Here is a 14,614-nt window from a genome sequence, read left to right on the forward strand (position 1 = left end):
GCCATGAATGACGACGACGAGCACAGCAAAATAGTGCCGATTGCTGGAAATCGGAAGCCACCAAACGCCGGCATGGGTAGGCGCAAGGGTGTCCCGAACCGAACTACGGCCAGTCTGAAGAATATGATTACGGGTGCGCTTGATGAGCTTGGCGGGCAAGCGTGGCTTGTCGAGCAGGCGCGTCAAGATCCGCGTGCATTTATGGCGTTACTGTCACGCCTTATCCCTTCCGAAATTAAAGCAGAGGTAAGTGTAAATGAACTCAGTGAATCCGAACGACTACAGCGCTTTAATGCCTTACTTGAGCGAGCCAGAACGCGCAGAGATGGAGGCTCTACTGGCGGCTGAGCCTGAACCGGTAGAGATTGTCTTTAGCGTTATTCGCCCCGACCTGAGCGTCCAGGCGCACCTGCTGAGAGAGCCGGGCGGGGGGCTACGGGAACTCAGCACCGACGAGATCGCTACTCGTGGCCTGCCCGCGCCGACGCCGGAAGTGAACGGCGGTTTTCGACGTGGTGACTTTTGCGAAACAATCCCATGAAGCCGACATATTGCGGCGCTAAAACTCGCGCAGGCACCCCATGCCGCCGTTACCCGATAACAGGCCGGAAACGCTGCAAGTTGCATGGCGGTACTAATCCCGGCCCCGGTTACGGCAATCAAAACGCCAAGACCCACGGTATTTACGCATCACGCTGGACGCCAGAGGATCATGAGCGTGCCGGTGAATCCCAGAAGCTGATCGGCACCCTGGATACTGAAATAGAACTGGTACGGGTGCGGATTGCCCGCATCCTGGATACCGAGGCGTCTGGCGGATACCCAGATGCTGCTTTTCATACGCTGCTGGATCGTTACGTGGGACGGCTCTGCACACTGGAAACGCAACGCAACGCCTTGAATGACGGCGGCCCAACTGAACAAATCATCACCATTCGCGGCGGCTTTCCCGGAACCTGACACCATATTACCGCACTGAACTAGGGCTTGAATTACGTGAAATGCTCGCAGCCCAGGCGAAGGCGCGACAGGCAACCAGCACAGGAGGAGCCGCACCCCAGCATAAGGCAAATTTGCCGGAAGCTGCTAAGGGAGAAACCCGCGATGCCATTGCCGAACCACCGGAACGCCTGGACCCGCACACCGCCGACCCTATCGCCCCCGGCCGCACCATGCCGGATCTTCAGATGCAGGGGTTATTCTTTGGGTGGGGCTGTCTATAAGCGCACCCTAATACCTATCAAAATCCTATCAAAACCGACTTATCAAGGATTTCGTCATGATGGGGAAAATGCCTAACCAATTGGTTTATAAGATGGTGCCCAGGGCCGGACTCGAACCGGCACGGCATAAGCCGAGGGATTTTAAGTCCCTTGCGTCTACCGATTTCGCCACCTGGGCATGACTGCGGCAACAGAAAGCAGAATTTGCCTGCTCCCCGTCCCCCTCCGTCCGGGAACCGGAAGGATAGCACAGCCCCAGCGGCTTGGGCAGAGTTTAGTGCTGACATTTGGCGCGTAACCGATTGGCAGTTTAACGGGTTCTGCATTCTGGGCGGATGAGTTACCTCATCCTCACCGCAGGCCCAATCGCCGTTTCTGCCACAGGGTGTAGAGGGTCGGGATCACCAGCAGTGCCTGCAACGCGGCGCTGAACGTGCCACCCACCATGGGGGCGGCGACGCGCTTCATCACATCGGCACCGGCACCATTGCTTACGTTACGGGAGCAGGTAATGGTGTCGTAAACATTGTCTACCCCTGTCCACAAGACGTTGCGGCCTTTGGTCTGACGCTTTGTTTGGCGTAATGGCTACGCCTGGGGGTGGTGGAGACCGTGAACCAGTCTCTCTCTTGCTCAGATGGCGAAAGACGTAACAACCAGACACCTTACGAGAGGTCTTTTACGCTTCAGGTTTCCTGGGCGCAGAGGGAGGGTGGTTGTTATTTGAATTCGCCGGCCCAAAAAACCCCACAAGAAAAGAGGGGTAGGCGGCGGCATCGTGCGCCATGTACCATTTCACGGTATGGCTATCATCCAGGCCATCGGAACGCGAGCACCCTGCAACGGCGGTTATTACGAACAGCATGACGAGGAGCTTATTCATGATGGCGTCCTTTTCAATGAGCATGCGATCAGTCGCTCTCACCCTTGGCCCAAGCACTATCATGTGCAGTGATGGATAGTTTAACTACCTCGATGGAGCTAACTATCGAGGTGGACTGCGATGACGCAAGCTGGCGTATGAAGGAGTTCGGCATATTTGGTCACAGTGGCAAGACCGTTCACCTCCCCGATTGGACCTGGAATTTAACCTTCACCCCGGCACGACACCAAAGGCACCGTTAAAGCGAGGTCGCACTGATTATCGCTGACAGACACCAGATTCCTCGTCCCAGGGTAAGTTATCTTACAGATGATACGGATACGGTTACATGCGGCAAATTGTCGCACCCCCATCGCTTTGCAATGCCTGGTTACGACGAGGGAGGGGCGGTTGCATTATCAGGACATCTGAATACTCTTTTGTTTGAGGACCCTAACGGATCAGAACAGGAAACCCATCCCTGCCCCGAAGTAATGGGTAAATCCACCCAGGTTTCCGCTCAAGCGCACACCTTCTTCGAGGTCCACCTCACAGTAGGGAGTAAGCAGATACTGCACACCGCCATCCGCATCAAAACCGGACCCCAGGCCCGGCCCAGTGCGGCTTTGTCCGTAGACCTCGCCGTAGAACTGTAGATTCCACAAAGGCAACCAGGTAAAGGTGATATCCGGATTAACGCTCGTGAAGCGACCACCTCCTGCGAGTGCGGGATTGGTCTGAGATGTGACGCCCAATTGCAAGGATATCCCAGTGTCGTTACTGGGGGCATAGTCAACGATACCGTTAAAAGCTACCCCTGTCCCCCGGCTGCCAAACGCCGGGCTTCCGGAGGGCAGGGTAAACAAGCTTTCCACGGCGCCCAGCCAGTGCTTGGTATAGCCCAGTTCGTGCTTGATACCGACCGTAGTGGACGAGAATCCCTGGAGATGTGGGCTACCTGGGACCTGCTGCAGATTGTCGTTGGGCGGCAGCAGGACGAATTCGTTGTGGCCCGGTAGGCCAAAGCGCAATTCCGCCTCGGGAAAATTATCGGCAGTGCCGCCTCCGGTTCCTGTAAGGTTGGCATGTTGGTAACCCGCTTCCAGTACGGCTTGGCCATATTGCACCACGCAGGCACTGTCAGACACCGTGGGCCGATCTAGCAGGGCGAACAATGCGGACGGCCCGGTACAGGGATTTTGGATGGCATCATCTGCACATACGGCTTGGATGCTCATGATAAGCGTTGCCAGCAAGGCGGTAACAGAAAAAATTTTTAGTTCGTTCATGTTGCTGGCATATTCCTTAAGAAGCGCTTTTCAACATATTGATTATATTGTCATTACCACCTGTCACTGATGGGCGGAATGGCGCCATTTCAAAGTGCCTGAAATGATGGCCTCGAACGGTGTTAAGGATGGGTGTTTTTGGCTCCTTTCGCAACAGTGATTTTCGGAGATTCCGGGAGCAGTTGGGGCGTGCGGTAACATCTCACCCTTTGAGATATTTACAATTTACCAAATTCTGGTGCGGATGCGCCAAGGAGATGTGGTGATTACCCGTTCTTGACTCATGGGGCGCAGGAGCTTAGGCGCCTTATAACAACACGCGGCAACACACGGCTGACTGGATCCTCAGCAGCCTTTGCCGGATGACAGCGAACTTGCGGTTCTGTAGTAGTGCGCAGGCAGTCCGTGCCCATCCAGTATGTTTCCGCCCACCGTCCCTTCCCCGCAAAAGTGGGGTCCGTTACTCCAAGCCATCCAGCCGGCAGATGCAGCGTTCTTGCCCGTCATAAAGGTCTGCTGGCGCCAGCAGTCACATCAATAAGCGTTTATTGCCTGTATTCGTTTACCGATCTCGGCAACCTCACGGGCATCCTTAATGACTTCCTCCCAGTGACCATCCTTGATCTGTACAATCATGGTGTACGTTAAATATTCTGCTTTATCTTTCAGTATTTTTGTCTCATACCTTGGATTAGTTGGCGCATGATCTTCGCGTGCATAGGCAGATAATGGCGCGGTCAAAAGGATCATCATCATAAACCCCCGTAGGGCAGCATGACGAAATCTGACAGTCGTGATCTGACTTTCTTTACCTATCTCCTGGTGGAATGTTCTCGGTGTCATGGCGAACTCTCCTGTATTGATTCAGATAAATTTAGTAGAAATCCAGTGGATGATATAATTCGATTCTGCTCGTCTATCCATCACTCATTCCTGGGTTTCGTGTCATCTCCGTTATTTGAAGTAATGTCGTCCAGCCCTTCCGTCCCGCTGCTCAGGTCCGCCTGGACACTGAACGCAACGTCCCAATCGGCATGAAGGGCTTGGTGTTCCGACTCGGTGAATCCCTTGTGGCCGTGGATCATGGCCGATACCAAGCCGTGGCGGCCCGCGATCTCGTGCGCGATCACCAGCGCCACATGGACCATGACGAAGGCAAGCAGCAGAAAGAAACCCCATTCATGTACCGTCATGAGGGGGGAGGTCATTGCCTCACTATCGCTCATGAGCGAGAGGGTGATCCCCAAGATCACCTGCGCCGCGGCAATGACAAAAAAGGCGAGATAGGCGGGGCCGGCGAAAGCGTTATGCCCCCGATAGGGGGAAATCGGGCGGCGGAAGCCGCTCAGATAGCAGGCGAGGGTTTCCCGCCAGATGCGGCGCTGGGCTGACGTCAGGGGCAGGAGGTCGCGCCAACGCGCCGTCGGCGGGCCGACAAAGAGCCAGATGATGCGCAGCGCTAGCCCAGCGGCAAAAGCATAGCCGCCGTAATCGTGGACGATGTCGATCTTTTCCATCAGAGCGGCGGACATGTCATCACCCAGGGTCAGGAGAGTCGCCCCGGAGGTGAATTGCGCCATGATGGTAAGCGCCAGCCACCAATGCAGGGTCCGCAGCAGCGGGTCCCAGACGGGGTGCAGGATATAACGTGTGTCCGTTGTTGATGCCATTGCCTTCTCCTGGTCTGTACCGTCTTCACCGCAGGCCCAATCGCCGTTTCTGCCACAGGGCGTAGAGGGCGGGGATCACCAGCAGTGCAAGCAACGCGGCGCTGAACATGCCGCCCACCATGGGGGCGGCGATGCGCTTCATCACATCAGCACCGGCACCATGGCTGAACATAATGGGCAAGAGTCCGCCTACCACCAGGGTAAAGGTCATGGCCAACGGCCGCAGGCGCAGCATGGTCCCCTCGATGACGGCAAGCTGAAGGTCATGCCAACTCTGCAAGGTGTCGCGGGCCTGCCGCCGGAGAAGGGCCTGATCCAGGTAGAGGAGCATCACCACCCCGAATTCCACCGCCACCCCCGCGAGGGCGATGAAGCCCACGGCCACGGCCACCGAGAGCTTGTAGCCGAGCCAGTAGATGAGCCAGAAGCCGCCCACCAGGGACAAGGGCAAGGTAAGCAGGATGATGGCCACCTCCACCCAGTTCTTGAAGTTGAAGTAGAGGAGCAGGGCGATCAGCAGAATGACGGCGGGGATCACCAACTCCAGGCGTTTGGCGGCCTGCTCCATGACCTGATACTGGCCTACCCAGGAGAGGGTATAACCTCCTGGAAGGTCGACGGCCTTCGCAATCGCAGCTTTGGCGCGGGGCACATAAGCACCGATGTTGGTGCCGGGCTGTAGGTCAATGTAGATCCAACTGTTCAGCCGACTGTTGTCGCTAGTGAGCATGGCTGGCCCTCCCTCGATGCGGAGGTCGGCCACCTGGGCCAAAGGGATCTGGGCGCCGTCGGGAGCGGCGATGCGGCTTTCCATCAGGGTGGCCAGGGACTGGCGCAGTTCCCGGGGGTAACGGAGATCCACCGGGAAGCGCTCCAGCCCTTGCACCGCAGTGGTCAGGATCTCGCCACCGATCGCCGTCTCCACCAGACGGTTCACATCCGCCACCGAAAGACCGTAGCGGGCGGCCTTGGCGCGGTCGGTGTGAATGACGATGTAGCGGCCGCCGGTGACCCGGGCCGCATAGGCGCTTTGGGTGCCGGGGACCTTCCGCAAAACCGTTTGGAGCTCCTGCCCCAGGCGGTTCAGGGTGTCGAGATCCGTTCCGGCCACCTTGATGCCTAACGGCGTCTGGAGACCGGTGGTCAGCATATCCACCCGCCCCTTGAGCGGCTGTGTCCAGATATTCGACAGGCCGGGGATATTCAGGGCTTCAGTCATCTTGCTTTGCAGCCTGTGCAAGGTCATCCCGGCTGGCCACTGGTCGGGATTCTTCAAATTCACCACCGTATCGAACATGGACAGGGGCGATTGATCCGTCGCTGTCTGGGCCCTTCCCGCCTCACCGAAGACCGTTTCCACCTCGGGGAAGGTCTTGAGGATGCGGTCCGTCTGCTGCAGGAGCATGGCCGCCTGGCCGATGGAGACCGCCGGGTCCTGGGTGACGGGCATGTAAAGCAGCGTCCCCTCGTCCAGGGGCGGCATGAACTCCGAGCCCAGGCGATTCCAGGGATAATAAAGGGTGGCCGTGAGCAGCAGAGCGATGATCAGCATGAACCAGGGAGCGCGCAAAACACCGCGGATCACGGGTCGGTAAAGGAAAGCCAAGGCCCGGTTCAGGGGATTTTTGTTTTCGGGGAGGATGCGTCCGCGGATGAACCAGGCCATGAGGATGGGCACCAGGGTTACCGAGAGTATGGCGGCGGCGGCCACGGAAAATGTCTTGGTGAAGGCGAGTGGTGCGAAGAGCTTGCCTTCCTCGCCGCCCAGGGCGAAGACCGGCAGGAAGGAAACGGCGATAATGATCAGCGAGAAGAACAGGGCCGGACCGACCTCCTCCGCCGCCGCCATGGCCACCGCCCAGGGGTCGGCGCCGGACTCCCTTTCGAGATGCTTGTGCATATTCTCGATCATGACCACGGGGGCATCCATCATCACGCCGATGGCGATGGCGATACCACCCAGGGACATGATGTTGGCGGGGATCCCCAGAGACCACATGATGAAAAAGGCGGCCAGTATCCCCAGCGGCAGGGCGATGAGCGCCACCAGCGCCGAACGTGCACGCAGCAGAAAGAGCAGGGAGATGAGCGCCACCGCCAGGGATTCTTCCAGCAACTTGCCGGTCAGGGTATGGATACTGCGCTGGATGAGCGGAGCCTGGCTATAGGTCGTGACGACCTGCACCCCCTTGGGTAGGGAAGGCTGGATTTCCTTCAGCTTGCGCTCGATCTGGTGGATGAGGGCGTAGGCGTTGCCGCCCTGGTTCATCATGACGATCCCGCCCACCACCTGTCCGTGGCCGTTGAGCTCGGCGATCCCGTTGGGCAACTGCGGCCCCAACTGCACACGGGCTACCTCCCGCAGTGTAATGGGCACGCCGTTGCGCACCCCCAGCGAAGCATCCTCCAGGTCTTTCAGGGAATGGATGTAACCCGAGGTACGGACGATATAACTCGCTTCCCCCATATCCACCACCGAGCCGCTGGTCTCCCCGTTCGCGGCGCGGATGGCGGCCTCCACCTCCGGCAGGGTCAGGTTGTAGGCGAGGAGTTTCTGGGGGTTCACCACCACTTGGTATTCCTGCACCATCCCCCCCACCGTAGCTACCTCCGCGACGCCGGAGATGCCTTGCAGTTCGTACTTGAGGAACCAGTTCTGCAAGGTGGTGAGTTGGGCTAGATTCAAAGTTCCGCTGGGATCGGTGAGGGCATACTCGAAGATCCAGTCCACCCCTGAACTGTTGGGGCCAAGGGCCGGCGTGATCCCCGGCGGCAGCTTGGACTGCACCTGGCTCAGGTATTGGAGTACCAGATTACGGGCCTGATAGATGCTGGTGCCACCCTTGAAGAGGACGTAGACATAGGAGTCCCCGAACATCGAGTAGCCGCGCACGGCCTGGGCACCGGGCACCTCCTGCAGGGTGGTCTCCAGGGGATAGGTCACCTGATCCTGAACGATCTGCGGAGCCTGGCCCGGATAGGAGGTCTTGATGATGACCTGGGTGGGCGAGATGTCGGGGATGGCCTCCAGGGGAATATTGATCACCGCCAGCGTACCGGCGACGCTCAACACCAAGACAGCGATCATGACCAGCAAGCGGTTTTCCATACACCAACGCATGATCGCCCTAATCATGGGATTGACCTCCCTGGCCCCTTGTTCATTCCGGGCGTGGTACCCGGGCCGGACGAGGTCGGGGGCGTCGGTGGGGCGCCTGCATCCCCGTCGGGAGCGGCCGGCGCCGGGGATTCCCGGCCCTGAGTCAGACCACTGTTCTGCGACCGGGAACGTCCACTGCCCGGCATGGCACTCGTGGTGGGCGCCGTGTTGCCACCCAGCATGCGGGCCTTGACCGACTGGAACTGGGATTCGGAATAGAGCAGGAACTGGGCGCTCTCCACCACCCGGTCGCCCACCTTGAGTCCCTTGTCGATGGCTACCCAGCCGTCGGTTTCCGGCCCTAGGGCGACCTGTACCGGCAGGAAGTGCCCTTGGCCCTCACCCATCATCACGTAATCTCCCTGAGCAGTACGCAGTACGGCGCTGCTGGGCACCGCCAGGGTCTCCTTGGGGCTGGCTAAAATAGTGGCGGTGGCGTAGGTGCCGGGGCGCAACTCTCCGCCAGGATTGGGAAAGCTCAGCCGTGCCGTCACCGTCCGGTTTTTGGCGTCGAGGGTCGGATAGAGAAAGTTCAGACGTCCTTCCCAGGCCTTGCCGGGATAAGCCGGTAGATGCAGGCGCACGGGGTTGCCGATCCGTATCCAGGGCAATTGGTAGGAGTAGAGCGCTACATTGACCCATACCCGGTCGAGATTGGCGATTGCATAGATATTCGTCTGGGGCGAGACGTAACCACCTTGGCGCACGTCGAGGCTCTCGACCACCCCGGAAGCAGGCGCCAGGAGTGGCACGTCCCGTTGCGCCGTCCCGCGCTGGGCCAGGGCCGCGATCTCGCCTTCCGGCATGCCCAGCAGTCGCAATTTCGCCTTGGCTGCCGCCAGCAGAGCCGAGTCTTCCGTCGTTCCGCCCTGGCGGCGGGCAATGAGATATTCCTGTTGGGCGCTATACAGCTCGGGAGAATAAATCTCGGCGAGTACCTGTCCGCGCCGCACGGGGTCACCGACGGCGCGGACATTCAAGCGTGTCACCCAGCCGGAGAAGCGCGGATTGACGGAATAGACGCGGTTCTCGTCCACTGCCACGGTGCCCACGGTGTGGATGGCCTGACCCATCGGACGGCGCTGGACATCCACGAGACGCACTCCCAGGTTTTGGGCTAGGCGCGGATCGATGCTGAGGCCGGACGCCTTGGGCGCGTTCGGACTGGAGGCATAGACCGGGAGATACGCCATCCCCATGCTGTCCTTCATTGGGTGATCCGAATGAATCTTGGGGTTCATGGGGGCGGCCCAGTAGAGGATATGCCGTCCCTTTGGCGTGCCTTCCTGAGAATGGGTTGCGGTGGAGTTGGCACTCGGTGCCGCGGCAGGGACTCGCAGCCACCACACCGCGCCAGCCCCCAGACCTACACCAATGCCCAGCAGGCCCATGCCGATGATCCAGTTGCGTGCCTTCATGGTTGCGTTGCTCCTTGGGTGGTGAGGAAATCCAGCTCTGCGGCGCTGAGGTCCAGGTCGCGGCGGTATTGCAGGCGGGTCAGAGCATAGTCCAGCACTTCTTTCTGGGTGCGCAGCACCGCGCTCAGTTCGGCACGTCCCGCCGCGTAGGCGGCGAGCGTCGCGGAAAAGGCATTCCGGGCGGTGGGAAGCAGTTGCCGCTCGGTGCGCTCCAACTGGGCCTTGAGGGCTTCATAACGGGCAAAGGTGGCGCGCGCCTGCTGGGTCAAGGCAAGGTGCTGATCGTCATAGCGATATTGCGCCTGCAAGGCCTTGGCCCGGGCGGCGGCGACGTCCTGGTCCTGGCGATCGCCCGGGAATATGGGCAGGCTCAGGTTGACCCCCGCTGACAGCCAGTTGGGGCTGCCGGGGTAGAAATCCTGGCCATAATCGACGCTGACCGTGACTTCCGGCCAATAGCCACGCTTGGCCACCTGCACGCCAATTTGCGCGGCTCGCGTTTGCGCCTGGGCGGAACGCAGGAGGGGTTGGCCGGAAAGCCGGGCTTCCGCTTGGGCAAGAGTGGGCGGGGGTGGCAGGTTCGGCCATTGCTTTTCTATGGACGGCGGTTCCGGCAGATCCAGGATCTGCGCGATTTGTGCCAGATCGCTTGCCCGCTCTGCCTGCAATTTGCTGATATCATTGGCCAAGCTGTCACGCGCCAGTTGGGCGCGGAGTACATCGGCCTGAGATCCCTGCGCGGAGCGATAGAGTGCCAGCGCCGCTTGCACGCTTTCTGCCTGCAACTGCTCCTGATGCCGGACCGTTGCTACCGCATCTTCGGCATAGAGGGCTTGCAGCCAGGCGCGGCGCAGCAATAACACCAACTCGGCAGACTGGCCGCGCAGGGTGTCGGCGGCCGCCTGCGCCTCCACCCCCGCCTGCTGCCCTTCCAGCCCCAGTTTGCCAAAGGAGGGAAAAGTCTGGCTCAGGCCCACGCTCAACATGCTCATCTGCTGTTGGTTCATGGAGAAGTTGTTGAGGGGTGCGTTGACCACACCGAGGGCGAGGTGCGGATCGGGGAGTTGGGCTACCGCCACCGCTTGGTGCTGCAATTCCGCGATCTTTTGGGTCAGGGCGCCGAGACCGGGATTTTGCCGCAGGGCGATCGCCTCTGCGCTCTGCAGGCTCAATGGGGCGGCCCCGGCAGTCGTTGCCGACAGGAGCAACAGCACCCCAGCCAAGAGGCGGCTACTGCCCGGTGCCGGTGGGGTAAAACGACCAAGAATATTGGTATCCATAAAAAATCTCCATGGCAAAACAGTGACATATCTCCCCAGTTGAGAGGGAAGTGCCAGCTTGCTCAGGAGAAATTAAATGACCAACCGCACGTGCTGGAGGGGGGGAGGGTGATGGGGCGGGTGGGGGAAAAAAACCTGCACTGGTGCCGGGCGGAACATTGCCAAGCGGGAAAATGTCACGGAGCCCGTCATTACCTGGGCTGGGAAAGCCATTTCAGAAAGCTTTAGTCCGCCTGATGTATGAGCCCTGGCGCAGATCAACATGCACTGACCATGGGTCGCCCTAGAATGCGTGTTTATATCGGCGGCGCGATCGTCCCGGCAACAAGCCGGGCCTGTTGCCGGCATGCCTGTCACAGCAGCACATGAAAGGCAAGACGACATGCCCGCTGCAGCATTGCTCATCCATGCTCCCAGCAGGAACAAAGCCAGCAACGCAACCAGGGGGAAAGATCGGCTGATTCTCGGCATTTCGGTGTTCGACGCTTCCTTCCAGAATCCTTTAAAGATGGTAAACCCTGAAGTACGCTACAGAGTCAAGGAGCAAAATTGTCCTGTCTGGCATACCATCGGAACCATGACGCGGACAAACAACCGCCCCTGAAAAATATCCAAGAAGCTAGTTCATTGGCTTTTCTAAATGTCGATATGGCGGCGCGGCCGCTCCCCCACCACGTGAAGAGGATTACCGCTTTCGATCGCCCGATCGGAACATCTCTCCGTACTGCGACTTAACGATCGCCCTTGGCATAACGTCCCATGAGCGTGGCTTCGGCCAGCACATGTCCGTGCATGGCCGCCTGGAGGTTATCCTTGTCGGGACTTGGCAACACAGGCAGGGTCGTATCCAGGGCATAGAGCCGGAAAAAGTACCGGTGTCTACCGATGGGCGGGCAAGGGCCGCCGTATCCTCTGCGTAACCAGTCGTTGATGCCTTCCCGAACGCCGGGAGGGAACCTTTGTACCCCTGCAGAGAGTTCCTGAACACGGGGCGGAATGTCATACAGTACCCAATGTACCCAGATGCGCTGGGGAGCTGCGGGGTCTGGAGCGTCTGGGTCTTCCACAATAAGGGCCAGACTTTGAGTCCCGGCGGGAATATCCTCCCAGCGCAGGGGAGGCGAAAGGTCTTCCCCCTCGCAGGTATACTGGCGCGGAATAATGCCACCGCTGGCAAAGGCACTGGAATAGATTTGCATGGCTGCCTCCGGGGCGGAAGGTGCATGGGACGGCTCCGCCAATGCCGGACCCGCAGGAAGGCTGCCAATAACGATCAGCAGTACAGCCCACCACCCCATTCGGCACATGTCGGGTTTGGTCCCATCCCTGAAATTCGTGATCAGCAGGATCATCCGAATGATAGCTCATAAGTGACGACCAGAGCACATTTGGGAGAATGTCCCCATCCACCTCATCCAGGAAATTTCCGCCATCTGGGATTCACCGTGGAAAATGTGGTACAGGAAGCCCAACGGCTACTATAACGCGGGCGAGTCGCGGGATAGGTATAAAATCTATCCGTTTATCGACATGAAGCTCTGATTGAGGCATCTTTTATACGCCGTGATGATCAGTTTTGACGGATTTTCGGAAATGGGGCGAGCGCAATCCCGCCGATCTGGCGTAGAAGGCATTTCCGGGGCATACGTTAAGGGGGATATCCAATGACCCATGTGGTTACAGAAGCCTGTATTCGCTGTAAGTATACCGATTGCGTCACAGTATGCCCGGTGGATTGCTTCCACGAGGGCCCCAACTTTTTGGCCATCGATCCGGACGAATGCATCGATTGCACCCTCTGTGTGTCCGAGTGTCCGGTAGACGCCATCTTCCGCGACGTGGATTTGCCGGACGGCATGGAAAAATATCCGGAACTCAACGCGCGCCTGGCACGCCGCTGGCCCGTCATCATTCAAAAAAAGCCTGCCCTGCCCGATGCCGAGCAGTGGCGGCATGTGCGGGATAAACGCCAATATCTGGACACCGGGGAAGATGGGGCGGAATTGCCCCTGCCCGAGCCGCCCGTGCCCTTGAAGGAATACCAACGCACACCGGAGTTCACCGACGACGACGCCCCCGCCGGCCTGCTCCATGATCATCGCACCAAAGCCGGGGTCTGGGGGCGCATCGTGCTCCTGGAAGGGAACTTGCGATATTGCCTGGAAGACGGCAGCGCCCGCGCGTGGATCCTGAGTCCGGCACGGCCTGCATGGATACCGCCCGATCTGCCGCACCGGGTGGAGTTCCTGGGCCCAGCACGTTTCTACGTAAGCTTTTGGCGCTGAGGACACCTCATGAAAAAGCCGCCGGCACCGCGCTTTGCCGTGGGCGATCACGTTACCTGGAATTCGGAGGCAGGCAGGGTAACGGGGCGGATCGTGGCCATCCACGAGCAGGATTTTCCGGTCCACGGCTATACCCACCATGCGAGCCCGGAAGACCCGCAATACGCCATCCAAAGCGACAAAAGCCGCCATGTGGCCTACCATAAGGGTGGCATCCTGTGTCTCGCTGAGGAAGGATCGCAGGACTGATCATCCAGGCCTTACGGAGGGGGCAGCGATATGGAAAGGAATCGGACGGGTCTGCCCCGTCTGGTAGACTCCGCCGCCGAGAACTTGGCTCCTGCCTATTTCGCTTTGGTGATGGCCACAGGTGCTGTCTCCTTGGCGGCTCAGGCGGTGGGCGATTCTTTCCTCGCCCGGTTACTCTTCTGGCTCAACGGAATATTCTACGTAGTGTTATGGTTCCTGACTATTTGGCGCATGCTGCGCTTCGGTCGGCGGATGGGCGTGGATTTCAAGGATTACCAGAGCGGCCCAGGTTTTTTTTCCGTGGTAGCCGGATCCGCCATTCTCGGCAGCCAGTTCGTCCTTTTGGCGAACGAGGAAAAAAAGGGGATGCTGCTCTGGGGGCTTGCCATGGCCCTTTGGCTGATACTGAACTATGGCATCTTTACGGCCTTCACCATCCAGAAACATAAGCCTTCTCTGGAGGAGGGCATCACCGGCATCTGGCTGCTGGCAGTGGTCGCCGCCCAGTCCCTCGCCGTGCTCGCTGCCGTTCTGGATGCGCACTGGGACCCTGTGCATCGGCTGGAATTCAACTTCATTGCCCTCTCCCTGTGGCTTTGGGGCGGCATGCTCTACATCTGGATCGTGGTGCTTATCTTTTATCGTTACACTTTCTTCCGTTTTTCGGCGGAGGATCTGGTGCCGCCGTACTGGATCAACATGGGAGCCATGGCCATCTCCACTCTGGCGGGTTCCCTGCTCATCGCCAACGGCGGCAAGGCACCATATCTGCACTCCCTTCTACCATTCCTTAAGGGTTTCACCGTGTTTTACTGGGCCACCGGAAGCTGGTGGATTCCGCTGTTGATCGCCTTGGAGTTCTGGCGCCACGGAGTCAAGAGGCTTCCGATGCGTTACGATCCTCTCTACTGGGGCGTCGTCTTCCCCCTCGGCATGTACAGCCTCTGCACGCTCCATATGGCGCAAAGCATGGATCTGCCCTTTTTACTCCCTCTCGGGCATGTCTTCCTCTATCTGGCTCTGCTCGCTTGGGTGATCACCCTGGCCGGAATGATCCATCATTTGGGGCTGGGTCTACGCGCCGGGACGAAGACCAGGATCCCCCGCCCTTTGCCATGAGGCCAAAAGCGGACAATCCTTGCATCTCAGGGCATCCATATTAATATGACGGGGTTGGC

The 14,614-nt window shown here is 59.1% G+C and carries 14 protein-coding genes, 1 tRNA gene and 2 pseudogenes; 7 read left to right on the top strand and 10 right to left on the bottom strand.

All coding sequences use genetic code 11. The features are described 5' to 3' along the window. Nucleotides 1-3: 3 nt before the first annotated feature. From F6A13_RS08190 to F6A13_RS15595, 3 genes are all read left to right on the top strand, one after another. A complete protein-coding gene (locus F6A13_RS08190; RefSeq protein ID WP_126605593.1) occupies nt 4-348 on the top strand; it encodes a hypothetical protein in 345 nt (114 codons plus the stop codon). A 189-nt stretch (nt 349-537) separates the two neighbouring features. After that, a complete protein-coding gene (locus F6A13_RS08200; RefSeq protein ID WP_151528144.1) occupies nt 538-960 on the top strand; it encodes an HGGxSTG domain-containing protein in 423 nt (140 codons plus the stop codon). Nucleotides 961-1,073: 113 nt separating this feature from the next. After that, nucleotides 1,074-1,223 (top strand): hypothetical protein, encoded by a 150-nt coding sequence (locus tag F6A13_RS15595; protein WP_225981768.1) that lies wholly within the window; start codon nt 1,074-1,076, stop codon nt 1,221-1,223. 93 nt (nt 1,224-1,316) lie between these two features. On the opposite strand, the gene F6A13_RS08205 is transcribed toward F6A13_RS15595, so the two are convergent. The 10 genes and pseudogenes from F6A13_RS08205 to F6A13_RS08250 all read right to left on the bottom strand — a co-directional run bounded on the left by F6A13_RS08205 (nt 1,317) and on the right by F6A13_RS08250 (nt 12,254). Continuing rightward, nucleotides 1,317-1,401 (bottom strand) — tRNA-Leu (locus tag F6A13_RS08205). 173 nt (nt 1,402-1,574) lie between these two features. Further along, entirely contained in the window at nt 1,575-1,769 is a 195-nt protein-coding gene (locus F6A13_RS08210) for a hypothetical protein (protein WP_126605597.1), read from the bottom strand. A 133-nt stretch (nt 1,770-1,902) separates the two neighbouring features. Next, nucleotides 1,903-2,106: a hypothetical protein gene (locus F6A13_RS08215; protein ID WP_113525876.1), complete on the bottom strand. Its 204-nt coding sequence runs from the start codon at nt 2,104-2,106 to the stop codon at nt 1,903-1,905. Between the two features lie 440 nt (nt 2,107-2,546). Further along, entirely contained in the window at nt 2,547-3,374 is an 828-nt protein-coding gene (locus F6A13_RS08220) for a hypothetical protein (RefSeq protein ID WP_113525589.1), read from the bottom strand. Nucleotides 3,375-3,908: 534 nt separating this feature from the next. Further along, nucleotides 3,909-4,217 (bottom strand): hypothetical protein, encoded by a 309-nt coding sequence (locus F6A13_RS08225; RefSeq protein WP_113525588.1) that lies wholly within the window; start codon nt 4,215-4,217, stop codon nt 3,909-3,911. 80 nt (nt 4,218-4,297) lie between these two features. Beyond that, nucleotides 4,298-5,044 (bottom strand): cytochrome b/b6 domain-containing protein, encoded by a 747-nt coding sequence (locus tag F6A13_RS08230; RefSeq protein WP_113525587.1) that lies wholly within the window; start codon nt 5,042-5,044, stop codon nt 4,298-4,300. Nucleotides 5,045-5,069: 25 nt separating this feature from the next. Further along, entirely contained in the window at nt 5,070-8,180 is a 3,111-nt protein-coding gene (locus tag F6A13_RS08235; RefSeq protein WP_126605598.1) for an efflux RND transporter permease subunit, read from the bottom strand. Beyond that, a pseudogene (locus F6A13_RS08240) lies at nt 8,173-9,622 on the bottom strand (efflux RND transporter periplasmic adaptor subunit). Before F6A13_RS08240 ends, F6A13_RS08235 begins: the two are co-directional and overlap by 8 nt. After that, on the bottom strand, nt 9,619-10,902 hold the full coding sequence (locus F6A13_RS08245) for a TolC family protein (protein WP_126605600.1): 1,284 nt from the start codon (nt 10,900-10,902) through the stop codon (nt 9,619-9,621). The pseudogene F6A13_RS08240 and the gene F6A13_RS08245 overlap by 4 nt, the downstream one beginning before the upstream one ends. Nucleotides 10,903-11,633: 731 nt before the next feature. After that, on the bottom strand, nt 11,634-12,254 hold the full coding sequence (locus F6A13_RS08250; protein ID WP_225981769.1) for a YbhB/YbcL family Raf kinase inhibitor-like protein: 621 nt from the start codon (nt 12,252-12,254) through the stop codon (nt 11,634-11,636). A gap of 312 nt (nt 12,255-12,566) precedes the next feature. Here F6A13_RS08250 and fdxA point away from each other — a divergent pair. From fdxA to F6A13_RS08265, 4 genes and pseudogenes are all read left to right on the top strand, one after another. Continuing rightward, nucleotides 12,567-12,881 (top strand): annotated as a pseudogene (fdxA, locus tag F6A13_RS15600) (ferredoxin FdxA); the annotation flags it as partial. A 45-nt stretch (nt 12,882-12,926) separates the two neighbouring features. Then, nucleotides 12,927-13,187 (top strand): DUF1971 domain-containing protein, encoded by a 261-nt coding sequence (locus F6A13_RS15605; protein WP_225982021.1) that lies wholly within the window; start codon nt 12,927-12,929, stop codon nt 13,185-13,187. A gap of 9 nt (nt 13,188-13,196) precedes the next feature. Further along, complete coding sequence (locus F6A13_RS08260; RefSeq protein WP_113525581.1) at nt 13,197-13,436, top strand: DUF2945 domain-containing protein; 240 nt, start codon at nt 13,197-13,199, stop codon at nt 13,434-13,436. Nucleotides 13,437-13,466: 30 nt separating this feature from the next. Beyond that, nucleotides 13,467-14,555 carry a tellurite resistance/C4-dicarboxylate transporter family protein gene (locus tag F6A13_RS08265; protein ID WP_113525580.1) on the top strand — a complete coding sequence of 363 codons (1,089 nt, stop codon included), beginning with the start codon at nt 13,467-13,469 and terminating at the stop codon, nt 14,553-14,555. Nucleotides 14,556-14,614 lie beyond the last annotated feature (59 nt).

The sequence above is a fragment of the Acidithiobacillus sp. 'AMD consortium' genome (assembly GCF_008926505.1).
Lineage (GTDB): Bacteria > Pseudomonadota > Gammaproteobacteria > Acidithiobacillales > Acidithiobacillaceae > Acidithiobacillus > Acidithiobacillus ferridurans.